The sequence below is a fragment of the Shinella fusca genome, from assembly GCF_014203155.1.
Lineage (GTDB): Bacteria > Pseudomonadota > Alphaproteobacteria > Rhizobiales > Rhizobiaceae > Shinella > Shinella fusca.
In genome coordinates this window covers 268,856-291,612 of sequence record NZ_JACHIK010000003.1, presented here as the reverse complement: position 1 = coordinate 291,612, position 22,757 = coordinate 268,856, and the positions used below count along the sequence as shown (strand labels likewise).

Here is a 22,757-nt window from a genome sequence, read left to right as displayed (position 1 = left end):
CCGCCACCCTATGGAGAATATGATGCCGCGTATCGGTCTCGTTGCGCTTGCCCTCTTGCTTCCGCTTTCCGCCGAGGCCGCCGATTTCAAGGCGCCGGTTTCCGAGCTGATGGCCGCCGCCGCCACGAACTGGCAGGACCTCGGCACCGACACCAATGCCGATCCCGAAACGCCGCCGCCCTATGTGGACTATTTCTCCGAGGACTTCCTCAAGCGCCTCTACAGCAAGGATTTCGTCGCGAAATACCGCGAGGCCGCGAAGTATCCGGCCTATGAGGACAGCACCTCTCCCTTCGACTACGACCCGATCATCGGCGGGCAGGACGGCTGCGCGCTGAAGGATGTGGCGATCACCGAGGGCCAGCCGGCAAACGGCGCGGAGGACGTGACCGTGACCTTCGACAACAGCTATTGCTTCGGCGACCGCACGGCGGACTGGCAGCCGGAGAAGCTGGTCTTCAAGCTCATCGAGGAGGACGGCCATGCGGTCGTCGACGACATCGAGCGCACCAGCTTCGACGACGGCGCCTCGCTGAAGAAGGAGCTGGAGGAAATCGCGCAGGAAGGCGCAAATGGCGGGGGCGGGACGGCGAGCGAGACGCCGGACTGAGCGGCGATGCTTTTCATTTCCGGCCGATTGTGCCACTGAGGCCCGAACTTTCTAGGGAATTTGGGCATGGCAGGCACGAACAGCGAGCGCACGCTGATCGCCGAAGGACCGGCGATCATCCTCGTTCATCCGCAACTGGGCGAGAACATCGGCATGGTGGCGCGCGCCATGGCGAATTTCGGGCTGGCGGAACTGCGCCTCGTCAATCCGCGCGACGGCTGGCCGAGCGAGAAGGCGATCTCCGCCGCCAGCAAGGCCGATCACGTCATCGAGGCGGCGAAGGTCTATTCCTCGCTGGAAGCGGCGATCGCCGATCTCGAATTCGTCTATGCGACGACCGCGCGTGACCGCTACGGCTACAAGGAGGTCCGCTCGCCGGTCGTCGCGTCCGACGATCTGCGTGCGCGCTTCAGGGCGGGAGAGAAGACCGGCATCCTCTTCGGCCGCGAGCGCACGGGCCTCACCAACGAGGAGATCGCCCTTGCCGACGAGCTGGTGACCTTCCCCGTCAACCCCGCCTTCGCCTCGCTGAACCTCGCGCAGGCCGTGCTCCTCATGAGCTACGAATGGATGAAGAGCGGCCTTGCCTCGGTCGAGGACACGCCCTTCGACGCGCTGCCCCAGCGCCCGGCCAGGAAGGAGGAGCTGCAGGGCCTCTTCGATCATGTGGAAGAGACGCTCGATGCGCGCGGTTATTTCCGGCCCGCCGAAAAAAAGCCCAAACTGGTGGAGAACCTGCGCGCCATCCTGACGCGTCCTTCCTTCACCGGCACGGAGATACAGGTCTTGCGCGGCATCGTTTCCTGCCTCGATCGCTTCACGCGCGAATCGCCGCGCGGCGCGACCAATCCCAACCGCACCCGCAACCGCCGGCCCAAGGTGCCCCGTGACAGCCAGTAGCGCGAAACCCGTCCTCGTCTTCGACAGCGGCATCGGCGGCCTCACCGTACTGCGCGAGGCGCGCGTGCTGATGCCCGAGCGGCATTTCACCTATGTCGCGGACGATGCCGGCTTTCCCTATGGCGGCTGGGAGGAGCCGGCGCTGAAGGCGCATATCGTCGATCTCTTCGGCCGGCTGCTGAACGAGCACGACCCGGAAGTCTGCGTCATCGCCTGCAACACGGCCTTCACGCTGGTGGGGGCGGACCTGCGCGCCGCCTTCCCGCACATGCCCTTCGTCGGCACGGTGCCGGCCATCAAGCCCGCCGCCGAGCGCACCCGCTCCGGCCTCGTCTCGGTGCTCGCCACCCCCGGCACGGTCAAGCGCGCCTATACGCGCGACCTCATCCAGTCTTTCGCCAGCCGCTGCGACGTGCGCCTCGTCGGCTCTGAGAACCTCGCCCGTATGGCCGAGGCCTATATCCGCGGCGAGGCGCTTTCCAGCGACGACGTCCGCGCCGAGATCATCCCCTGCTTCATCGACGAGATGGGCCGCAAGACGGACATCGTCGTGCTCGCCTGCACGCATTATCCCTTCATGGCGAATCTCTTCCGCAAGCTCGCCCCCTGGCCGGTCGACTGGCTCGATCCCGCCGAAGCCATCGCCCGCCAGGCCCGACGCCTCGTCCCCCCGCTCGATACCGTCGCCCCCGGCGAGGACATCGCCGTCTTCACCTCCGCAACCCCCGACTTCGCCACCCGCCGCCTGATGCAGGGCTTCGGGCTGCGGGTCGTCTGACGCGGCTTTCCTTGTGGGTTTTTCCAAAGCCGGGCGTGACGGGCGCTGATTTCGTGCTAGGGCTTGCCGGTTGCCCGGTGGCGGCCGGGCGAATCGGAAATTTTCAGGAACGAGGAACGGGATGAAGGTCGGCATCGACATGGGAACGGTGCAGGGCGGCGCACCGGCCAGGCTCGATATCGAGGAATTGCTGGCGACGCGCCTGCTGGTGCAGGGCAATTCGGGCTCGGGCAAGTCGCATCTTCTCAGGCGCCTGCTCGAACAGTCCGCACAATGGGTTCAGCAGGTCATCATCGACCCGGAAGGCGACTTCGTCACGCTGTCCGACCGCTTCGGCCATGTCGTAGTCGATGGCGAGCGGACGGAAGCCGAGCTCGTCGGCATCGCCACCCGCATCCGCCAGCACCGGGTCTCCTGCGTGCTTTCGCTGGAGGGCCTGGAGGCCGACGAGCAGATGCGCGCGGCCGGCATCTTTCTGAATGCGCTCTTCGATGCGGATCGCGACTACTGGTATCCGGTGCTCGTCGTCGTCGACGAGGCGCAGCTTTTCGCGCCTGCCGCCGGCGGCGAGGTGTCGGAAGAGGCGCGAAAACTCTCGCTCGGGGCGATGACCAACCTGATGTGCCGCGGGCGCAAGCGCGGCCTTGCCGGCGTCATCGCCACGCAGCGCCTCGCCAAGCTCGCCAAGAACGTCGCGGCGGAAGCCTCCAACTTCCTGATGGGCCGCACCTTCCTCGACATCGACATGGCGCGCGCCGCCGACCTTCTCGGCCTCGACCGGCGGCAGGCGGAAATGTTCCGCGACCTGCCGCGCGGCTCCTTCGTCGCGCTCGGCCCGGCGCTGTCGCGCCGCCCGCTGCCGGTGACGATCGGCGCCGTCGAGACCTCCGCCCGCTCCACCAGCCCCAAGCTGATGCCGCTGCCGGATGCTCCGCAGGACGTGGAGGACCTGATCTTCACGCCCGACCCGGACGAATTCGCCCGCCCGCCCGTCCGCCGCGCGCCGCCCGCGCCGCGCCCGACGACGGACATCCTCACCGAGCTCTCCCGCGCCCGGCCGGAGCCCGTGCAGCCCGAGGCGAGGGCGCCTGCGCCGGAAATCTCCGTCGAGGAGCGCGAAAGCCTGCTCGACCAGGCGCTTGCCGAGATCCTTGCCAATCCAGACGCGGCCTTCCGCGCCGATGCGGAGCTGTTTCAGGATTTCCTCGTGCGCTGCCGCATCCGCCGCGTTCCCGGCGCGCCGCTGTCGCTTCCCGCCTTCCGCCGCAAGATGGCGGTCGCCCGTTCCGGCGTCGATCCCGAGACGGCGGCGACGGATGTATGGGCGAGGGCGCTCGATCTTTCGCGCAGCGTCACGGAGGATCTGCAAGGTGTCTTCCTGCTCGTCGCGCAGGCGGCGGTGCGCGGCCTTGCCTGCCCCTCCGATGCACGGATCGCGCGGGCCTACGGCACGCATTCGGCCCGCCGCGCGCGGCGCCTGCTCGGCTATTTCGAGGAGCAGGGGCTGGTCGTCATCCACAGCGACCTCGCCGGCCACCGCATCGTCGCCTTCCCGGATCTTGCCTGCGAGACGCTGCCGGGTGACGCCAACGGGCCGGACCTTGCCGATTCCCACCGCGATGCGGCGGAATAGGCGGAATTTCCGGGTTCTGCTCGTTGACAATCCGGTGAAAGCCCCCTAATGACCCCGCCAGCGCCGGGCAGAAATGTCCGGTGTTTCATTTGACATGTCCCGTGGATTCTCCGGTCGCGATCGTGAGAAGCCTGTCGGAACCCAAAAGGTTCAGAGGAGGGCGTGTTTCCTTAGAGCCGGCCCGGCGACGGACAGGCCATAACAAGACCAAGAGGAAATGCGATGAGCAAGCGCGCTGCATCCAAGTACAAAATCGACCGCCGTATGGGCGAAAACATCTGGGGCCGTCCGAAGTCCCCGGTCAACCGCCGCGAATACGGCCCGGGCCAGCACGGCCAGCGCCGCAAGTCCAAGCTTTCGGACTTCGGCGTTCAGCTCCGCGCCAAGCAGAAGCTGAAGGGTTACTACGGCGACATCCGCGAGAAGCAGTTCCGCGCGATCTTCGCCGAAGCCGAACGCCGCAAGGGCGACACCCCGGAAAACCTGATCGGCCTGCTCGAATCGCGCCTCGACGCGATCGTCTACCGCGCCAAGTTCGTTCCGACGGTCTTCGCTGCCCGTCAGTTCGTCAACCACGGCCACGTCAAGGTCAACGGCGTCCGCGTCAACATCGGTTCCTACCGTTGCAAGCCGGGCGACGTCATCGAGGTCAAGGAAAAGTCCAAGCAGCTCGTCACGGTTCTCGAATCCGTGGGCCTGGCTGAACGCGACGTTCCGGACTACATCGAAGCCGACCACAACAAGATGACCGCGACCTTCGTTCGCGTTCCGGTTCTCTCCGACGTGCCCTATGCCGTCGTCATGGAACCGCACCTGGTCGTCGAATTCTACTCGCGTTAATTCGCGGGCGACACCTTGCGCAATCGGGAAAAGCCGCCAAGAGATTGGCGGCTTTTTCTTTGGGGGAAATCGCATGACGGACCTGCAGGCGATCGTCGATGAAATCCACGCGGCCCTGTCGCCGCGGCGGGGCGAGGGGCGGGTGGCCGACTACATTCCGCAGCTTGCCCATGTAGACCCGCAGAAATTCGGCATCGCCGTGGTGACGACCGATGGGGCGGCCTTCCTTGCGGGCGATGCGGAGGAAGCCTTCTCCATCCAGAGCATCTCCAAGGTCTTCACCCTGACGCTGGCGCTCGGCAAGCACGGCGAGGGGATCTGGAAGCGCGTCGGGCGGGAGCCATCAGGTTCGGCCTTCAACTCCATCGTCCAGCTCGAATACGAGGGCGGCATTCCGCGCAACCCGTTCATCAATGCCGGGGCCATCGCCATCACCGACCTGGTGCTCGCCGGCCATACGCCGAAGGAGGCCATCGGCGAGGTCGTGCGGTTCCTGCGCTATCTCGCCGACGAGGAGGACATCATCGTCGACCAGGCGGTGGCGCGCTCGGAGCAGGCGACGGGCTTCCGCAACGTCGCGCTTGCCAATTTTCTGCGCTCCTTCGGCAAACTCGACCATGCCGCCGAGCTGGTGCTTGGCGTCTATTTCCATCAATGCGCGCTGGCGATGAGCTGCCGCCAGCTCGCAAGGGCAGGGCTCTTCCTCGCCGACAGCGGCACCAATCCGCTGACCGGCCACCGCGTCGTCTCGCATCTGCGCGCGCGGCGCATCAATGCGCTGATGCTGACCTGCGGCCATTACGACGGCTCGGGCGATTTCGCCTACCGCGTCGGCTTGCCGGGCAAGAGCGGCGTCGGCGGCGGCATTCTCGCCGTTGCGCCCGGAAAGGCCTCCATCGCCGTCTGGTCGCCGGGGCTCAACGAGAACGGCAATTCGCTCCTCGGCGCGCTCGCGCTGGAAATGCTGACGGCGCGCACCGGCTGGTCGGTCTTCGGGGCTTGATTGTGCGGCCCGTTCGGGGCATTGCAGGCCCATGACCCTCGCTTTTGCCGAAACCGAAGACGACATGCCGGAGGGGGGCCGCCATCCGCTTTTCGCCGATGCCCCCTCCAGCGTCTCCTTCAACAAGCTGCGCAAGCGCCTGCTGCGGCAGGTGCGGCAGGCGATGGACGACTTTGCCATGCTGAAGGGCCAGAAGCGCTGGCTCGTCGGCCTTTCCGGCGGCAAGGACAGCTACGGCCTGCTCGCGCTGCTGATGGACCTCCAGTGGCGCGGCCTGCTGCCCGTCGAGCTCGTCGCCTGCAACCTCGACCAGGGCCAGCCGAATTTTCCCAAGCACATCCTGCCGGATTACCTGAAATCCATCGGCGTTACGCATCGCATCGAGTATCGCGACACCTATTCCATCGTGAAGGAGAAGGTGCCGACGGGGGGCACCTATTGCTCGCTCTGCTCGCGCCTGCGACGCGGCAACCTCTACCGCATCGCGCGGGAGGAGGGCTGCGATGCGCTGGTGCTCGGCCACCACCGGGAGGACATCCTCGAGACCTTCTTCATGAACTTCTTCCACGGCGGGCGGCTTGCCGCCATGCCGCCGAAGCTCCTCAACGACGAAGGCGACCTCATGGTGCTGCGCCCGCTCGCCTATGCGGCGGAGGACGACCTTGCGAAATTCGCCGCCGCCATGCACTTCCCGATCATCCCCTGCGACCTCTGCGGCTCGCAGGACGGGCTCCAGCGCAACGCGATGAAGGCGATGCTGGCGGATATCGAAACGCGCATGCCGGGCCGCAAGGACGCCATGCTGCGGGCGCTCGGCCACACCAATCCGTCCCACCTGCTGGACCCCACGCTGTTCGATTTCTCCTCCCTCGAAACGGTAAGACAAGAATGACGACGATCGACATCAACGCGCTCGCCCTCGTGCTCGCACAGGCGGCCGAGGCCGAAATCCGCCCGCGCTTCCGCGCGCTCGGCAAGGGCGACATCCGCACCAAGGCGGACGCCAACGACCTGGTGACGGAAGCCGACGAGGCCGCCGAGCGCTTCATCAAGCGCGAAGTCGCGGCCCAGTTTCCGGGCGTGCTCTTCGTCGGCGAGGAATCCGTCGCGGCCGATCCGGCGCTGCTGCCGAAGCTTGCCGATGCGGACCTTGCCATCGTCGTCGACCCGATCGACGGCACGTTCAACTTCGCCTCCGGCGTGCCGCTCTTCGGCGTCATGGCGGCCATCGTCTCCGGCGGCGAGACGGTCGGCGGCATCATCTACGATCCGATGGGCGACGATTTCGTGATGGCCGAAAAGGGCGGCGGCGCCTGGCAGACCGGCGACCACCGCCCGGCCGTGAAGCTGAAGGTGCGCGGCCCCGCGCCGCTGGAAGACATGACCGGCATGGCCTCCACCGGCTTCATCGAGCGCGGCCGCCGCGCCCGCGTGCTGCAGAACCTCGCCAAGGTCGCCTTCGTCGCCAACTACCGCTGCGCGGCGCACGAATACCGCAGTTTCGCCGCCGGCAACCTGCACTACCTCATGTACAACAAGCTTATGCCCTGGGATCATCTTGCCGGCACGCTGATATCGCAGGAGGCCGGTGCCTATGCCGCCCGCTTCGACGGTTCGCCCTACCGTCCGCACCATGTCGAGGGCGGCCTGCTGCTGGCGCCCGACCGGGAGAGCTGGGAACTGCTGCGCCGCGAAGTCTTCGTCGACTGACGGTCCCCATCGCCGGCAATGATCATACCTATTGCGCAAGGCCTTGCTTTGCCTGCGCAATATTGCATTGCAGCATATCCATTGACTTTTTTGTGCGCCGCATATAGATTTCGGGTCAACAACCGGGATCCAAAGGAGACTTCGATGTTCAATTTCGATGAGGCCAGCAAGAAGAACAAGGAAGCCGTGGACACGCTCGTCAAGAGCTACGCGAGCGTTGCCAAGGGCATGCAGGCGATCGCCACCGAGGCGGCCGACTATTCCAAGAAGTCCTTCGAAGACGGCCTTGCCCATTTCGAGAAGCTCTCGGGCGTGCGCAGCGTCGAAGCCGCTGTCGAAATCCAGACGGCGTTCGTGAAGTCCTCCTACGAAGGCTTCGTCGCCGAAGCCACCAAGCTCGGCGAAATGTATGCCGATCTCGCCAAGGGCGCCTACAAGACCTACGAAGCGCCGGTCGCCAAGGCTTCCGCCGCTGCCAAGGCCGCTGTCGCCGCCTGATCCTTCATAGTTCGCTTGCGCGTATTGCGTTCAACGGCCGGCTGCGGGCAACCGCTGCCGGCCGTTTCTCGTCGCGGGGATTGCGCGAGGCTGACGTAACGGCAGCAAATTTCGCTATTTCCTTCGGATGGCCCGCGATTATGATTGCAGCACGAAGCGAGGGTCTTACAATCGTGTGCCGAGACATTAGATAACAGTTCCACAAGGCAGCCCCGGCCGATGCGCCAAGGCATGCGACTGTAATCAAGGGAATGAACACGAATGGATGTGAGACGGGTTCGGATGCAGGATGGCGATGAGGGCGGCGACACTCCCGGTCGCAGCACCTCCGTCATTACCCGCGCGAAGCCAAAGACCAAGAAGCCAAGCCTGTACCGCGTCCTGCTTCTCAACGACGACTATACGCCCATGGAGTTCGTGATCCATATCCTGGAACGTTTTTTCCAGAAGGATCGCGAAGCGGCCACAAGGATCATGCTTCATGTGCACAATCATGGCGTAGGCGAGTGTGGTGTGTTCACCTACGAGGTTGCCGAAACCAAAGTGACACAGGTGATGGATTTCTCCCGCCAGCACCAGCACCCGCTGCAATGTGTCATGGAAAAGAAATGAGGAACGAACGTGCCAACATTTTCTGCCAGCCTTGAAAAGGCCCTCCATCAGGCACTGACATACGCGAACGAGCGCCATCACGAATATGCAACGCTCGAACATCTCCTGCTCGCGCTGATCGACGACGGCGATGCGGCCGCCGTGATGGGCGCCTGCAACGTCAATCTCGACGTCCTGCGCAAGACCGTCACCGACTATGTCGACCATGACCTCGCCAATCTCGTGACGGGCTACGAGGAGGATTCCAAGCCGACCTCCGGCTTCCAGCGCGTCATCCAGCGCGCGGTGATCCATGTCCAGTCGTCCGGCCGCGAGGAAGTGACCGGCGCCAACGTGCTCGTCGCCATCTTCGCCGAGCGCGAGAGCCATGCCGCCTATTTCCTGCAGGAGCAGGAGATGACGCGCTACGATGCCGTCAACTTCATCTCGCACGGCATCGGCAAGCGGCCGGGCGCCTCCGAGCAGCGCCCGGTGCGCGGTTCCGACGACGGCGAAAGCGAACAGAAGCAGACCCGCGGCGCCAGCGAGCAGGAAGAGCCCGCCAAGAAGCAGGACGCCCTGACCGCCTATTGCGTCAACCTCAACGAGAAGGCCAAGAACGGCAAGATCGACCCGCTGATCGGCCGTCACGCCGAGGTCAACCGGACGATCCAGGTCCTTTGCCGCCGCTCCAAGAACAACCCGCTTTACGTGGGCGATCCCGGCGTCGGCAAGACGGCCATCGCCGAAGGCCTTGCCAAGCGCATCGTCGAGGGAAAGGTGCCGGAAGCCCTGCAGGACGCGACGATCTTCTCGCTCGACATGGGTACGCTCCTTGCCGGCACCCGCTATCGCGGCGACTTCGAGGAGCGCCTGAAGCAGGTCGTCAAGGAACTGGAAGACTATCCGGGTGCCGTGCTCTTCATCGATGAGATCCATACGGTGATCGGCGCCGGCGCCACCTCCGGCGGCGCGATGGATGCCTCCAACCTCCTGAAGCCGGCGCTCTCCTCCGGGGCGATCCGCTGCATCGGCTCGACCACCTACAAGGAATACCGCCAGTTCTTCGAGAAGGACCGGGCGCTGGTGCGCCGCTTCCAGAAGATCGACGTCAACGAGCCGACCATCGACGACACGATCGAGATCATGAAGGGCCTCAAGCCCTATTTCGAGGAGTATCACAAGCTGAAATACTCCAACGAGGCGATCAAGACCGCGGTGGAGCTCTCGGCCCGCTACATCAACGACCGCAAGCTGCCGGACAAGGCGATCGACGTGATCGACGAGACCGGCGCGGCCCAGATGCTGCTGCCGGCGGGCAAGCGCCGCAAGCTGATCACCGAGAAGGAGATCGAGGCGACGATCGCCACCATGGCCCGCATTCCGCCGAAGACCGTCTCGAAGGACGACGAGCAGGTGCTCGCCAACCTGGAGAAGGAACTGCGCTCGGTCGTCTACGGCCAGGATCTCGCCATCGAGGCTCTGGCCTCGGCGATCAAGCTCTCGCGTGCCGGCCTTCGCGAGCCGAACAAGCCGATCGGCTGCTACCTGTTCTCCGGCCCCACGGGCGTCGGCAAGACGGAAGTCGCCAAGCAGCTTGCCTCCTCGCTCGGCGTCGAGCTCCTGCGCTTCGACATGTCGGAATACATGGAGCGGCACACGGTCTCGCGCCTGCTCGGCGCGCCTCCCGGCTATGTCGGCTTCGACCAGGGTGGGCTCCTCACCGACGGCGTCGACCAGCATCCGCACTGCGTGCTGCTGCTCGACGAGATCGAGAAGGCCCATCCCGACCTCTACAACATCCTGTTGCAGGTCATGGACCACGGCTCGCTGACCGACCATAACGGCAAGAAGATCGACTTCCGCAACGTCATCCTGATCATGACGACGAACGCGGGCGCCTCCGACATGGCCAAGGCCGCCATCGGCTTCGGCTCGTCCAGGCGCGAAGGCGAGGACATGGAGGCGATCAACCGCCTGTTCACGCCGGAATTCCGCAACCGCCTCGATGCGATCATCCCGTTCGGCTCGCTGCCGACGCCGGTCATCCATCAGGTCGTGCAGAAGTTCGTCATGCAGCTCGAGACGCAGCTTGCCGAGCGCAACGTCACCTTCGACCTCCAGCCGGAGGCGATCGCCTGGCTTGCGGAAAAGGGCTACGACGAGAAGATGGGCGCCCGTCCGCTGGCGCGCGTCATCCAGGAGAACATCAAGAAGAAGCTCGCCGACGAAATCCTCTTCGGCAAGCTCAAGAAGGGCGGCGTCGTGCGCGTCTCCGTCGGCACGAAGGAAGACGGCTCGAAGGGCCTGATCCTCGACGCCGTGCCGGAAACCGCGCCGATCAGGCCCAAGGCCGAAATCGAGGAAGCCGCCGCCAAGAAGGCCAAGCCCCGCAAGGCGAAGGAAACCGTCGCCGCCGAGGCAGCCCCGCCGAAGGCGAAGTCTTCGAAGAAGGCGGAAGCCGGAACCGAGGAACCGAAGGACGAACCGGCACGCAAGTCCGGCGCCGTCCCGAAGGTGCCGCGCAAGAAATAACGGCTTTATGAAACGCATGGGCCGGGCAGGAGACTGCCCGGCCCATATTCTTGAAACACGCCGCAAACCTCTCCTCCGTCATGGTCGGGCTCGACCCGACCACCCATGCCTCACCCGCGGCGGTGGATCCTCGGCTTAAGGCCGAGGATGACGACGGTGAGCGAGGAGGGGATTGTCGAGTGAGGCCGGCCGGCGGGCATCGCCCCGCTTTCCTTTACTGCAAGAGAAATTCGAATGTCCGACGGGCCAGAACCTCAATCGCAGATGCACTGGTTCCTTTTCGGCATGCGCGGCCTCTTCAGCCTGCCGGCGATCATCCTGATGCTCTCGTTCGTCGGCTTTGCCGCCTTCACGGCGGAGGCGAAGGTGCCGGTCGGCGAGGTCATGTTCATGACGGGCATCGTCTGGGCGCTGCCGGCGAAGGTCATCCTCGTCAGCTCCATGCTGTCGGGCGCGCCGCTCGCGGCCACCTTTCTGGCGGTGACGCTCTCTTCCGTGCGGCTGATGCCGATGGTCGCCTCGCTGGTGCCGGAGATCCGCACGGCCCGCACGCCGACCTGGCTGCTGCTCGTCATCTCCCATTTCATCGCCATCACCGCCTGGGTCTTCGCGATCGAGCGGGTGCACAAGGTGCCGCGCGGCGGGCGGGTCGCCTTCTTCGCCGGCTTCGGCGCCACGCTCACCACGGTCAACGTGCTGCTCGTCGGTCTCGTCTACGGCGCGGTCTCGGTCTTTCCGCCGCTCGTCTCGGGATGCCTGTTCTTCCTGACGCCCGTCTATTTCCTCACCTCGCTCTGGATTTCCGCGCGCCACCGGGTCGTCTACTGGGCACTCGGCATCGGCCTTGCGCTCGGCTGGCTCTTTGCGACCATCGCCCCGCAATACGATATCCTGCTGGCCGGCGTCCTCGGCGGGACGCTCGCCTGGTGGGGCGAGCGCATGCTGCGCCGCCGGGAGGCCGCGCGATGAGCTTTGCCGACCTCGGGCCCTATCTCTTCATCGTCGTCGCCGGATGGCTGGCGACCGATATCTGGCGCTGGGCGGGCGTGCTCGTCGGCAACCGCATCGACGAGACGTCGGAAGTGCTCAACTGGGTGCGGGCGGTCGCGACGGCGCTGGTGGCCGCCGTCATCGCCAAGATGATCTTCTTTCCGACCGGAGCGCTCGAAACCTCGCCGCTCTGGCTGCGGCTTGCCGCCGTCGTCTTCGGCGCGCTCGCCTTCTTCGTCGGCGGCCGCTTCCGGCAGATCGCCGGCATCGCCGCGGCCATCGCCTTCCTGGCCGCGGGGCTTGCGATCATCGGTCCCTGACGGGGTTAACCGGCAAGGGCCTTGCGCAGCTTCTCGGCATTCGCCGCCAGCACGCCCTGGTCTTCCATCGTGCCGGAATGCGGCTTCAGCGGCACGCCCTCGATACGCGGGATGATGTGGAAATGCAGGTGATAGACGGTCTGGCCGGCGGCCGGCTCGTTGAACTGGATGACCGTGACGCCGTCCGCATCGAAGGCTTCCTTCGCCGCGATGGCGACCTTCTGCACCACCGGGATGACCCGGGCGAGCGTTGCCGGATCGGCATCGAGGATGTTGCGCGAAGGGACCTTCGGAATGACCAGCGTGTGCCCGTTCGCCTGCGGCATCACATCCATGAAGGCGACGGCGTCGTCGTCCTCGTAGACGCGGTGCGAGGGGATCTCGCCGCGCAGGATCTTCGCGAAGATGTTGTTGCTGTCGTAGCTCATGCTCGTCTCCCGGTGATGCTCATTCTGTCTCGTTGTGGTCTCCGCCGCCGCGGCGGAAGGGCCCGTGCTCGGCAAGATAGTCGCCCATCGCCTCCACGTCCTGGCGCTCGCGCTCCAGGTAGTCCGCGACGGCGCGGCGAAGGCCGGCATGGGCGATGTAATGGGCGGAATGGGTGGTGACCGGCAGGTAGCCGCGCGCCAGCTTGTGCTCGCCCTGCGCGCCGGCTTCCACGCGGCCGAGACCCTTGGCGATCGCGAAATCGATGGCCTGATGATAACACACCTCGAAATGCAGGAACGGATGATCCTCGATGCAGCCCCAGTGCCGGCCAAAGAGCGTGTCGCCGCCGATGAAGTTGATCGCGCCGGCGATGTAGCGCCCGTCGCGTTTGGCCATCACCAGCAGGATATCGTCCGCCATGCGCTCGCCGATCAGGCTGTAGAAGCGGCGGTTGAGATAGGGCCGGCCCCATTTGCGGCTGCCGGTATCCATGTAGAAGGTGAAGAACTGGTCCCAGACGGCCTCGGTGAGGTCCTTGCCCGTCAGCCAGTCGATTGCAATGCCGTTCTCCAGCGCGGCCCGTCGCTCCTTCCGCAGCGCCTTGCGCTTGCGCGAGGCGAGGGTTTCGAGGAAATCCTCGTGTGAGCCGTATCCCTCGTTGAGGAAGTGGAATTGCTGGTCGGTGCGGTGCAGGTAACCCGCCGCCTCCAGAGCGGGCATTTCCTCTTCCGGCACGAAGGTCACATGCGCGGAGGAGACGCCGTGCCGGCGGGTGAGTTCCTTGAGGCCCTCGGCAAGCGCCGCCTGCGTCGGAGCGACCGGCTGGCCGATGCGGTGGAGAAGGCGAGGGCCCGTTGCCGGCGTGAAGGGAATGGAGGCCTGCAGCTTCGGGTAATAGCGCCCGCCGGCCCGCTCGAAGGCATCGGCCCAGCCGTGGTCGAAGACATATTCGCCCTGGCTGTGATTCTTGAGGTAGGCGGGCAGGGCGCCGAGCAGCGTCCCGTCCGCGTCCTCCAGCAGCAGGTGCTGGCCGAGCCAGCCGGTCTCGGCGGTCGCGCAGCCCGATTCCTCCAGCGAGGAGAGGAAGGCGTGGCTGACAAAGGGATTGTAGGGAAGATGCGCATCCTGCCGGGAGGCGCCGGCAAGGCGCCCCCAGTCGTCCGCCGCAATATCGGCGAACGTCGTCTCGACGCGGATGTGCATCTCCCCGTCCACGCTCACGCCGTCAGGGGCTCGCGCGGATCGAAGCCCTCGAACGTCATCTGGTCGGCGTTCTCGGCCGTGATCGTGCGCGCCTCGTCGTCGCGCACGGTCCAGGTGATGACCTTCCGGCCGAGCTCGCGCTGGCGGCTGATGAAGGCGTTCGGCAGGTGGCCGTAATAATAGGAGATGAAGTCGAGGCCGAGCTGCATCGCTTCCTCGTGCACGGCGAATTCCTCCGGCCGCGCGCCTTCCGCCGTCAGGCCGACGGGGCGATTGGTGCCGATCTCCTTGAGGTCGCGGAGGAGCCAGTGGTCGAAGCTCATCAGCGCGACATGGCCGTCGTAGCCTTCGAGCGCGTCGAGGACGGCCATGGCGAAGCCGTCGTCGTCGCCCTTACGGCCCTTCAGTTCGATGACCAGCGGCACGCGGCCCTTCACCAGGTCGAGAAGCTGGCGCAGCGTCGGCACCTTGTCGGCCGTGCCGCCGATGGTCAGGAGGCCCAGCTCGGCGGCGGTGCGCTGGCGCACATCGCCCTCGATGCCGCACAGGCGCTTCAGGTCGTCGTCATGGAAGACGACCGGGATCGCATCGGCCGAATATTGCAGGTCGCATTCGATGGAAAAGCCCGCATCGGCGGCGCGCGCGAAGGCGGACAGCGTGTTTTCCCAGACGGCGCGGTTGAGGTCGTGATAGCCGCGATGGGCGATCGGCCGTTCGGTCAGCCAGTTGAGGTTGGACATCAGGCGATTTCCATGATGGCGTCGATCTCGACGGCGGCGTTGAGCGGAAGCGCCGCCATGCCGACGGCGGCGCGTGCATGCTTGCCCGCATCGCCGAGCGCGCCGACGAGGAAGTTGGAGGCGCCGTTGATGACGAGGTGCTGCTCGACGAAATCGGGTGCCGAGGCGACGAAGCCGTTGATCTTGATGACGCGCCTGATGCGCGAGAGGTCGCCGAGGGCGGCCTTTGCCTGGGCGAGGAGGCCGAGGGCGCACAGTTCCGCCGCCTTCTGGCCGCCGGCCACGTCCACATCCTTGCCGAGATGGCCGGTATAGGCGAGCTTGCCGTCCAGCATCGGCAACTGGCCGGAAATGTGGAGCACGTTGCCGCTGATGACGAAGGGCACGTAGTTGGCCGCGGGCGCTGCCGCCGCGGGGATGTCGTAACCCAGTTCCTTGACGCGTTTTTCGATTTCAGCGGACATTCCGGTCTCCGTTCTCGGCTGTGAGGGGCATTGCTGCAGGCAAGTCGCAGTGTTGGAAATGAATGTGGCAAGGCGTGGATATTGCCTCGCTTTTGCCGGAAGAGTTCATATAACATCGCCGACGGATTCAACAGGAGGAAACGGATGTTTCGTTCAGCCTTCGTCGCGGCCCTTCTGGCCGGGGCATGTTTTGCCGGCAGCGGCGCCGCGACCGCCTTTGCCTCGCCGGCGAGCGGGCTTGCGCCGCACCGCGCCGTCTACGACCTCCAGCTCAAGGACGCCACCGAGCGCTCCGGCATCGCCGGCATGTACGGCCGCATGGTCTACGAGTTCAACGGCAGCCCCTGCGACGGCTATACGGTGAGCTTCCGCTTCGTCACGCAGGTCAATACCGGCGACGAAACCCGCCTTGCCGACCAGCAGACGACGACCTACGAGGACCTGAAGAACGGTTCCTTCCGCTTCCTCACCCGCTCCTTCACCGACGAGAAGCTGGACAAGGAAGTGCGCGGCTCGGCGCGCGAGGACAAGAAGGGCGTCAGCGTCGACCTCACCGAGCCGGACGAAAAGCAGCTGGAGCTCGCCGCGAGCCGCTTTCCGACCGAGCACATGCTGGAAGTCATCGACCACGCCAGGAAGGGCGAACGCTTCTTCGAATCGCGCATCTACGACGGCTCGGATTCGGGCGACAAGACGCTGATGACCACCTCGGTCGTCGGCAAGAAGGAGATGCCGAAGGCCGGCGATCCCGATGCCGACAAGGCCGGCGCCTTCGCCAAGCAGGCCTTCTGGCCGGTCTCCATCGCCTATTACAACGACACCAGCGAGGGCGACGCGCTGCCGGTCTACCGCATGTCCTTCAAGCTCTACGAAAACGGCATCACCCGCGACCTGACGATGGACTACGGCGAGTTCGTGCTGACGGGCAAGCTGGCGAAGCTGGAACTGTTCAAGCCGCAGGAGTGCAAGTAAGGGTGTGTGGCTGGCAGTCATTCGCCCGCCTGATCTTCCTCCATCCTCTCCGTCGTCATGGTCGGGCTTGACACGACCATCCATGCCGCATTTGCGGACATGGCGATGGATCCTCGGGGCAAGCCCGAGGATGACGGTGGTGAACGGGTAAGCGGGTAAGGAAGCCTGAGACGACAGCTTCCGATTGCCGGACAAAACGCAGCGGACGGGGCCCCGCAGGCACATTTTTGCTCCTCCGCCCTTGATTTGCCGGCAAACTGCGGTTAAAGGGCCGCTCATTCCACACGTGAGGCATGGGATCGTCCGGGAGAAATCCGGGCTGTTCCGCCGGTGGCATTTCCGAAGGAAGTGCTGTTCGCCTTGCGGAGGTTCAACCGGAAAAGGATACCTAGGCATGGCATTGCCCGATTTCTCTATGCGCCAGCTTCTGGAAGCTGGTGTTCACTTCGGCCACCAGACCCACCGCTGGAACCCGAAGATGAAGCCGTACATCTTCGGCGACCGTAACAACGTCCACATCATCGACCTCGCACAGACCGTTCCGCTGCTTTCGCGCGCGCTTCAGGTCGTGTCCGACACGGTTGCCGGCGGCGGTCGCGTTCTCTTCGTCGGCACCAAGCGCCAGGCGTCCGAGATCATCGCCGATGCTGCCAAGCGTTCGGCCCAGTACTATGTCAACTCGCGCTGGCTCGGCGGCATGCTGACGAACTGGAAGACGATCTCCAACTCGATCCAGCGCCTGCGCAAGCTCGACGAGATCCTGTCCTCGGAAGGCTCCGGCTACTCCAAGAAGGAACGCCTGACCCTCGAGCGCGAACGCGAGAAGCTTGAAAAGGCCCTCGGCGGTATCCGCGACATGGGCGGCACCCCGGACCTGATGTTCATCATCGATACCAACAAGGAATCGATCGCCATCCAGGAAGCCAAGCGTCTCGGCATCCCGGTCGTCGCCATCATCGACTCGAACTGCGATCCGGACCCGATCGACTTCCCGATCCCCGGTAACGACGACGCCTCGCGCGCCATCGCCCTTTACTGCGACCTGATCGCCCGCGCTGCCATCGACGGCATCGCCCGCCAGCAGGGTGCATCGGGCCGCGACCTCGGCGCCTCCGCCGAAGCTCCGGTCGAGCCGGCTCTCGAAGCCGAAGCGTAAGGCCGAGGTCGGGGCGAACCTTTCGCTCCCGCTTTCCCATCCAACCGAGGCCAGAGAGACGATCCCTGGCCTCGGTTCGTTTGAAGACCCTGTCCGCCCGAGGTTTTCCGGCGGCACGCAACAAACCGACAAGAGGCTCACAATGGCTGAAATCACCGCTGCACTGGTGAAGGAACTGCGCGAGAAGTCCGGCGCAGGCATGATGGACTGCAAGAAGGCGCTGGCTGAGAACAACGGCGACATCGAAGCGGCAATCGACTGGCTGCGCGCCAAGGGCATCGCCAAGGCCGACAAGAAGTCGGGCCGCACCGCTGCCGAAGGCCTGATCGGCGTCGCCAGCGCCGGCACCAAGGCCGTCGTCGTCGAAGTCAACTCCGAAACCGACTTCGTTGCCCGTAACGACGCCTTCCAGTCCATGGTCCGCGGCATCGCCGACGTAGCGCTTTCCACCGACGGCACCGTCGAGGCCGTTGGCGCCGCCACCTATCCGGCAACCGGCAAGTCGGTCACCGACACGATCAAGGATGCCGTCGCCACCATCGGCGAGAACATGAACCTGCGCCGCTCGGCTGCCCTGTCGGTCGAGGACGGCGTCGTCGCGACCTACATCCACAACGCTGCCGCCGACCGTCTCGGCAAGCTCGGCGTTCTCGTCGCGCTGAAGTCGACCGGCGACAAGGAAGCCCTGAACGCCATCGGCCGCCAGGTCGCCATGCACATCGCTGCCACCGCTCCGCTCGCCATCCGCGCCGAGGAAGTCGATGCCGCCGTTGCCGAACGCGAGCGCAACGTCTTCATCGAGCAGTCGCGCGCTTCCGGCAAGCCGGACAACATCATCGAGAAGATGGTCGAAGGCCGCATGCGCAAGTTCTTCGAGGAAGTCGCCCTGCTGTCGCAGGCGTTCGTCATGAACCCCGACCTCACGGTCGGCGCTGCCGTCAAGGAAGCTGAAAAGACCGTCGGCGCGCCGATCGAAGTCGTCGGCATGGCCCGCCTGCTGCTCGGCGAAGGCGTCGAGAAGGAAGAGTCGGACTTCGCCGCCGAAGTCGCAGCCGCTGCCAAGGGCTGATTTTATTAATCCCGCTTGGGAAAAGGCGAGGGCGCCGCGTGACAACGCGGCGCCCTTCGTGTATCCGGCATCCCGAAATGCCTGCCCCGAAATTTCTCTGCGGCCAAGGCTGCCCTGCGCGGAACCGTCCCCGGTCCCGCCCGGCGGCCGGATCGGGCGAGCAGGCTTACGAGTTCAGGAGCGACAATGACTGCCAAGCCAATCTACAAACGTGTTCTGCTGAAAGCCTCCGGCGAAGCGCTGATGGGATCGCAGGGCTTCGGCATCGATGTCGCGGTCGCCGACCGCATCGCCTCCGACATCGCGGAAGCCCGCGCGCTCGGCGTCGAGGTCGGTGTCGTGGTCGGCGGGGGCAACATCTTCCGCGGCGTTGCCGTCGCCTCCAAGGGCGGCGACCGGGTGACCGGCGACCACATGGGCATGCTCGCGACCGTCATCAACGCGCTGGCGCTCGCGACCTCGCTGCGCAAGCTCGACATCGACACCGTCGTCCTCTCGGCCATCGCCATGCCGGAGATCTGCGAGAGCTTCTCGCAGCGCGCGACGCTCTACCACCTCTCGCTCGGTCGCGTGGTGATCTTCGCCGGCGGCACCGGCAATCCCTTCTTCACGACCGACTCGGCCGCAGCGCTGCGCGCCGCCGAGATGGGCGCAGAAGCCATCTTCAAGGGCACGCAGGTCGACGGCATCTATTCCGCCGACCCGAAAAAGGACCCGCACGCCACCCGCTTCGATCGCCTGACGCATGGCGAGGTGCTGGAGAAGGGCCTTGCCGTCATGGACGTCGCCGCCGTGGCGCTCGCCCGCGAGAACCACATCCCGATCATCGTCTTCTCCATCCATGAAAAGGGCGGATTTGCCGAAATATTGACCGGCGGCGGACGCGGGACCATCGTAACCGACAACTGATTCTTGAGGCGCGCACGCTCCATGCGTGCAGCCGCTCTGTGAAAACGGGAGTATTCCGATGAGTGAAGGTATAGACCTGAAGGAACTGAAGCGCCGCATGGACGGCGCGATCAACGCGTTCAAGAACGACATCGCCTCGCTGCGCACCGGCCGCGCCTCGGCCAACGTGCTCGATCCGGTGCAGGTCGAAGCCTATGGTTCGCGCGTTCCGCTCAACCAGGTCGCCAACATCTCCGTTCCCGAGCCGCGCATGCTGTCGGTCTCCGTCTGGGACAAGGGCATGGTCGGTGCGGTCGAGCGCGGCATCCGCGAATCCAACCTCGGCCTCAACCCGATCATCGACGGCCAGAACCTTCGCATCCCGCTGCCGGAGCTCAACGAGGAGCGCCGCAAGTCCCTCGTCAAGGTCGCCCATGACTACGCCGAGAAGGCGAAGGTGGCGATCCGCCATGTGCGCCGCGACGGCATGGACGATCTCAAGAAAGCCGAAAAGGACGGCGATATCGGGCAGGACCTCTCCCGCAGCCAGTCCGAAAGGGTGCAGAAGATGACGGACGAGACGATTTTGGACGTCGATCGCTTGCTTGCCGACAAGGAAAAGGAAATCATGCAGGTCTGAGGCCTTCGCCGCCTGCATGTCTTCCTCTTTCCCGGATTGTCGATGAACCAGCTATCGCCCAGCACCGTACCGGCACACGTCGCCATCATCATGGATGGCAACGGACGCTGGGCGAATGCGCGCGGCCTGCCGCGCGCCATGGGGCACCGCAAGGGGGTCGAGGCGGTGCGCGAGGCCGTGCGGACGGCCGCCGACTGCGGCATTTCCTACCTCACGCTCTTCGCTTTCTCGTCGGAGAACTGGAACCGCCCGCAAAGCGAGGTCTCCGACCTCATGGGCCTGCTCAAGACCTTTATCCGGCGCGACCTTGCCGTCCTGCACAAGCAGAATGTCCGCATTCGCATCATCGGCGACAAGACGAACCTTTCGGGCGACATCCTGCCGCTGCTGCTGGAGGCCGAGGAGACGACGCGCGCCAATACCGGCATCACGCTGGTGATCGCCTTCAACTACGGCGCGCGCGACGAGATCGCCCGCGCCATGCGTGCGCTTGCCGTGGACGTCGCCGCCGGAAGGCTGACGCCCGGCGAGATCACGCCGGAGCGCATCGCCGCCGGCCTCGATACCGCCGACATTCCCGATCCCGACCTTATCATCCGCACGAGCGGGGAGGAGCGGCTGTCGAACTTCCTGCTCTGGCAGGGGGCCTATGCCGAACTGATGTTCGTTCCCGAATTCTGGCCGGATTTTTCGCGTGACACCTTCCTTTCGGCTCTTTCCCGCTATGCCATGCGCGAGCGCCGCTTCGGCGGGCTGCAGCCGGCCGCCACGCTCGCTGTGGGGTCGTGATGGGACGTGAACTGCGCCTGCGCATCCTGTCCGGCATCGTGCTTGCCGCCGTGGTGCTTGCCGCGACCTGGTACGGCGATATCGCCTTCCGGCTGCTTGCCGCCGTCATCGCGCTCCTGATCTATTACGAGTGGTCGACCATTACCCGGCTTCCGGAGACGGATTTCCGCGGCAATGCCTTCGGCTGGGCCTCGACCGCCCTCGTCGCCGCGCTCGTCGTCTTCCGCGTCGACGAATTCGCGCTGCCTTTGTTGCTGGCCGCCGTCGCGGTCGGCATTGTCTATGCGCTGGCGCTCAAGGGAAGCGGCTGGCTTGCCGGCGGCATCGCCTATTCGGGCCTGACGGTGATCTCGCTGGCGGCGATCCGCGGCGATACGGCGCACGGCTTCGCCGCCATGCTGTTCATCTTCGCCGTCGTCTGGTCGACGGATATCCTTGCCTACTTCGTCGGCCGCGCCATCGGTGGTCCCAAACTCGCCCCGCCCATCTCGCCGGGCAAGACCTGGTCGGGGGCGATCGGCGGGGCGATTGCGGCCGTCATCGCCGGCACGCTGGTGCACATGGCCTTCTTCTCGCTGAACGGCCTGTGGGTGCCGACCATCGCGCTGGTGCTCTCGGTGTTCAGCCAGGCGGGCGACCTTTTCGAATCCTTCATCAAGCGGCGTTTCGGCGTCAAGGATTCCAGCCGCCTCATTCCGGGACACGGCGGCGTCATGGACCGCGTGGACGGCCTTGTTTTCGCCTGCTTCGCCGCGTTCCTCATTGCGCTTGGCGATGCGCTCGTGTCGGGCACCGCGAACACGCCGGCCGGTGTGTTCCTTTTCGGCCCGTGACCGGAAGAGACTGGGGACTGTAAGAATGGACATGCTGGCAGGCTCCGTCGGTCTGGTGACGGGATACATCGTTCCCTTCCTGCTCGTGCTGACGCTGATCGTCTTCGTGCACGAGATGGGCCACTACCTTGCCGGCCGCTGGTCGGGCATCGGTATCACCGCCTTCTCCGTCGGCTTCGGCCCGGAGCTTGTCGGCTTCACCGACCGGCGCGGCACGCGCTGGAAGCTCTCTGCCATCCCGCTCGGCGGCTATGTGAAATTCCTTGGCGACGACGACCCGGCCTCCATTCCCGATTACGAATCCGTCTCGGCCCTGCCGGAAGAGGTGCGCAAGAGAACCTTCCTCGGCGCGGCCCTGTGGAAAAGGGCCGTGACGGTCGCCGCCGGCCCCATCGCCAATTTCGTGCTCGCCATCGCCATCTTCGCCGTGATGTTCGCCATCTACGGCCGCCAGATCGCCGACCCGATCGTCGCCGAGGTGCGCCCCGGCAGCGCCGCCGAGGAAGCCGGCGTTCGCCCCGGCGACCTTCTCGTGGCGCTCGACGGCTCGAAAGTCGACACCTTCGACGACGTCCGCCGCTACGTGAGCGTTCGTCCGGAAACGAAGATCGTCGTCACCGTGCGCCGCGCCGGCGAGGACATCGACCTGCCGATGGTGCCCAAGCGCACCGAGATCACCGACCAGTTCGGCAACAAGGTCGAGATCGGCCTCATCGGCATCGTCACGAACCAGGAAACCGGCAATTTCCGCATCGTTCACTACGGCCCGCTCGAAGCCGTGGGGCAGGGCGCGCTGCAGAGCTGGCATATCGTGACCGGCACGTTCGACTACCTGTCCAACCTCCTGACCGGCCGCATGAAGGCGGACCAGCTCGGCGGGCCGATCCGCGTTGCGCAGGCTTCCGGCCAGATGGCGACGCTCGGTGTTGCCGCCGTGCTGCAGCTTGCGGCGGTCCTGTCTGTTTCCATTGGACTTTTGAACCTGATGCCGGTTCCGGTACTTGATGGCGGCCATCTGATGTTCTATGCGGTGGAGGCTGTCCGGGGCAGACCTGTCGGGCCTGGGGCGCAGGAGATCGCATTCCGCATCGGCATGGCGCTGGTTCTGATGCTCATGGTCTTCGCGACCTGGAACGACATATCCATGCTGCTCGGCTGAAGCCGGC

At 65.3% G+C, this 22,757-nt stretch carries 25 protein-coding genes; 21 read left to right on the top strand and 4 right to left on the bottom strand.

Annotation, left to right across the window (positions count from 1 at the left end):
* Positions 1-22 precede the first annotated feature (22 nt).
* The 13 genes from HNQ66_RS05910 to HNQ66_RS05850 all read left to right on the top strand — a co-directional run bounded on the left by HNQ66_RS05910 (position 23) and on the right by HNQ66_RS05850 (position 12,408).
* The gene (locus tag HNQ66_RS05910) at positions 23-610 is read left to right on the top strand and encodes a hypothetical protein (RefSeq protein WP_184141828.1); all 588 of its coding nucleotides are present in this window, start codon (positions 23-25) and stop codon (positions 608-610) included.
* A gap of 66 nt (positions 611-676) precedes the next feature.
* Positions 677-1,510 carry an RNA methyltransferase gene (locus HNQ66_RS05905; RefSeq protein ID WP_184141826.1) on the top strand — a complete coding sequence of 278 codons (834 nt, stop codon included), beginning with the start codon at positions 677-679 and terminating at the stop codon, positions 1,508-1,510.
* Complete coding sequence (murI, locus tag HNQ66_RS05900) at positions 1,497-2,288, top strand: glutamate racemase (protein ID WP_184141824.1); 792 nt, start codon at positions 1,497-1,499, stop codon at positions 2,286-2,288. The genes HNQ66_RS05905 and murI overlap by 14 nt, the downstream gene beginning before the upstream one ends.
* A 121-nt stretch (positions 2,289-2,409) precedes the next feature.
* A complete protein-coding gene (locus tag HNQ66_RS05895; protein ID WP_184141822.1) occupies positions 2,410-3,921 on the top strand; it encodes a helicase HerA domain-containing protein in 1,512 nt (503 codons plus the stop codon).
* 222 nt (positions 3,922-4,143) lie between these two features.
* A complete protein-coding gene (gene rpsD, locus HNQ66_RS05890; protein WP_119258341.1) occupies positions 4,144-4,761 on the top strand; it encodes a 30S ribosomal protein S4 in 618 nt (205 codons plus the stop codon).
* A gap of 73 nt (positions 4,762-4,834) precedes the next feature.
* Positions 4,835-5,764: a glutaminase gene (locus HNQ66_RS05885; RefSeq protein ID WP_184141820.1), complete on the top strand. Its 930-nt coding sequence runs from the start codon at positions 4,835-4,837 to the stop codon at positions 5,762-5,764.
* A 31-nt stretch (positions 5,765-5,795) separates the two neighbouring features.
* Positions 5,796-6,656: a tRNA 2-thiocytidine(32) synthetase TtcA gene (gene ttcA / locus HNQ66_RS05880; RefSeq protein WP_184141818.1), complete on the top strand. Its 861-nt coding sequence runs from the start codon at positions 5,796-5,798 to the stop codon at positions 6,654-6,656.
* Positions 6,653-7,474, top strand: a complete 822-nt coding sequence (locus HNQ66_RS05875; protein ID WP_184141816.1) for an inositol monophosphatase family protein — start codon at positions 6,653-6,655, stop codon at positions 7,472-7,474. The genes ttcA and HNQ66_RS05875 overlap by 4 nt, the downstream gene beginning before the upstream one ends.
* 144 nt (positions 7,475-7,618) lie before the next feature.
* A complete protein-coding gene (locus tag HNQ66_RS05870; protein ID WP_184141814.1) occupies positions 7,619-7,972 on the top strand; it encodes a phasin family protein in 354 nt (117 codons plus the stop codon).
* Positions 7,973-8,233: 261 nt separating this feature from the next.
* Entirely contained in the window at positions 8,234-8,584 is a 351-nt protein-coding gene (gene clpS, locus HNQ66_RS05865; protein WP_184141812.1) for an ATP-dependent Clp protease adapter ClpS, read from the top strand.
* 9 nt (positions 8,585-8,593) lie between these two features.
* A complete protein-coding gene (clpA, locus tag HNQ66_RS05860; RefSeq protein WP_184141811.1) occupies positions 8,594-11,098 on the top strand; it encodes an ATP-dependent Clp protease ATP-binding subunit ClpA in 2,505 nt (834 codons plus the stop codon).
* A gap of 234 nt (positions 11,099-11,332) precedes the next feature.
* Positions 11,333-12,067 (top strand): AzlC family ABC transporter permease, encoded by a 735-nt coding sequence (locus tag HNQ66_RS05855; protein ID WP_184141809.1) that lies wholly within the window; start codon positions 11,333-11,335, stop codon positions 12,065-12,067.
* The gene (locus HNQ66_RS05850) at positions 12,064-12,408 is read left to right on the top strand and encodes an AzlD domain-containing protein (protein WP_184141807.1); all 345 of its coding nucleotides are present in this window, start codon (positions 12,064-12,066) and stop codon (positions 12,406-12,408) included. The genes HNQ66_RS05855 and HNQ66_RS05850 overlap by 4 nt, the downstream gene beginning before the upstream one ends.
* Before the next feature lie 5 nt (positions 12,409-12,413).
* Here HNQ66_RS05850 and HNQ66_RS05845 read toward each other — a convergent pair whose 3' ends face one another.
* From HNQ66_RS05845 to HNQ66_RS05830, 4 genes are read right to left on the bottom strand one after another with little or no spacing between them, the layout of a single operon-like run.
* Entirely contained in the window at positions 12,414-12,836 is a 423-nt protein-coding gene (locus tag HNQ66_RS05845; RefSeq protein WP_184141805.1) for an HIT family protein, read from the bottom strand.
* A gap of 19 nt (positions 12,837-12,855) precedes the next feature.
* Positions 12,856-14,040, bottom strand: a complete 1,185-nt coding sequence (locus HNQ66_RS05840) for a GNAT family N-acetyltransferase (protein ID WP_210308687.1) — start codon at positions 14,038-14,040, stop codon at positions 12,856-12,858.
* 14 nt (positions 14,041-14,054) lie between these two features.
* A complete protein-coding gene (locus HNQ66_RS05835) occupies positions 14,055-14,780 on the bottom strand; it encodes a glycerophosphodiester phosphodiesterase (RefSeq protein ID WP_184141803.1) in 726 nt (241 codons plus the stop codon).
* Positions 14,780-15,244: a RidA family protein gene (locus HNQ66_RS05830; RefSeq protein ID WP_184141801.1), complete on the bottom strand. Its 465-nt coding sequence runs from the start codon at positions 15,242-15,244 to the stop codon at positions 14,780-14,782. Before HNQ66_RS05830 ends, HNQ66_RS05835 begins: the two co-directional genes overlap by 1 nt.
* Before the next feature lie 144 nt (positions 15,245-15,388).
* Here HNQ66_RS05830 and HNQ66_RS05825 point away from each other — a divergent pair, with 144 nt between their 5' ends.
* The 8 genes from HNQ66_RS05825 to rseP all read left to right on the top strand — a co-directional run bounded on the left by HNQ66_RS05825 (position 15,389) and on the right by rseP (position 22,750).
* Positions 15,389-16,216, top strand: coding sequence for a cell envelope integrity EipB family protein (locus HNQ66_RS05825; protein ID WP_184141799.1), 828 nt, complete (start codon positions 15,389-15,391; stop codon positions 16,214-16,216).
* Between the two features lie 394 nt (positions 16,217-16,610).
* Positions 16,611-17,372, top strand: a complete 762-nt coding sequence (gene rpsB, locus HNQ66_RS05820) for a 30S ribosomal protein S2 (protein ID WP_119259227.1) — start codon at positions 16,611-16,613, stop codon at positions 17,370-17,372.
* A gap of 142 nt (positions 17,373-17,514) precedes the next feature.
* Entirely contained in the window at positions 17,515-18,441 is a 927-nt protein-coding gene (tsf, locus tag HNQ66_RS05815) for a translation elongation factor Ts (protein ID WP_184141797.1), read from the top strand.
* A gap of 186 nt (positions 18,442-18,627) precedes the next feature.
* Positions 18,628-19,350, top strand: a complete 723-nt coding sequence (gene pyrH / locus HNQ66_RS05810; protein WP_184141795.1) for a UMP kinase — start codon at positions 18,628-18,630, stop codon at positions 19,348-19,350.
* A 58-nt stretch (positions 19,351-19,408) separates the two neighbouring features.
* On the top strand, positions 19,409-19,969 hold the full coding sequence (frr, locus tag HNQ66_RS05805; RefSeq protein WP_184141793.1) for a ribosome recycling factor: 561 nt from the start codon (positions 19,409-19,411) through the stop codon (positions 19,967-19,969).
* A gap of 42 nt (positions 19,970-20,011) precedes the next feature.
* A complete protein-coding gene (locus tag HNQ66_RS05800; protein WP_184141791.1) occupies positions 20,012-20,758 on the top strand; it encodes an isoprenyl transferase in 747 nt (248 codons plus the stop codon).
* Complete coding sequence (locus HNQ66_RS05795; protein WP_184141789.1) at positions 20,758-21,591, top strand: phosphatidate cytidylyltransferase; 834 nt, start codon at positions 20,758-20,760, stop codon at positions 21,589-21,591. Before HNQ66_RS05800 ends, HNQ66_RS05795 begins: the two co-directional genes overlap by 1 nt.
* Positions 21,592-21,616: 25 nt before the next feature.
* Positions 21,617-22,750, top strand: a complete 1,134-nt coding sequence (gene rseP / locus HNQ66_RS05790) for an RIP metalloprotease RseP (RefSeq protein WP_184141787.1) — start codon at positions 21,617-21,619, stop codon at positions 22,748-22,750.
* Positions 22,751-22,757: the final 7 nt, after the last annotated feature.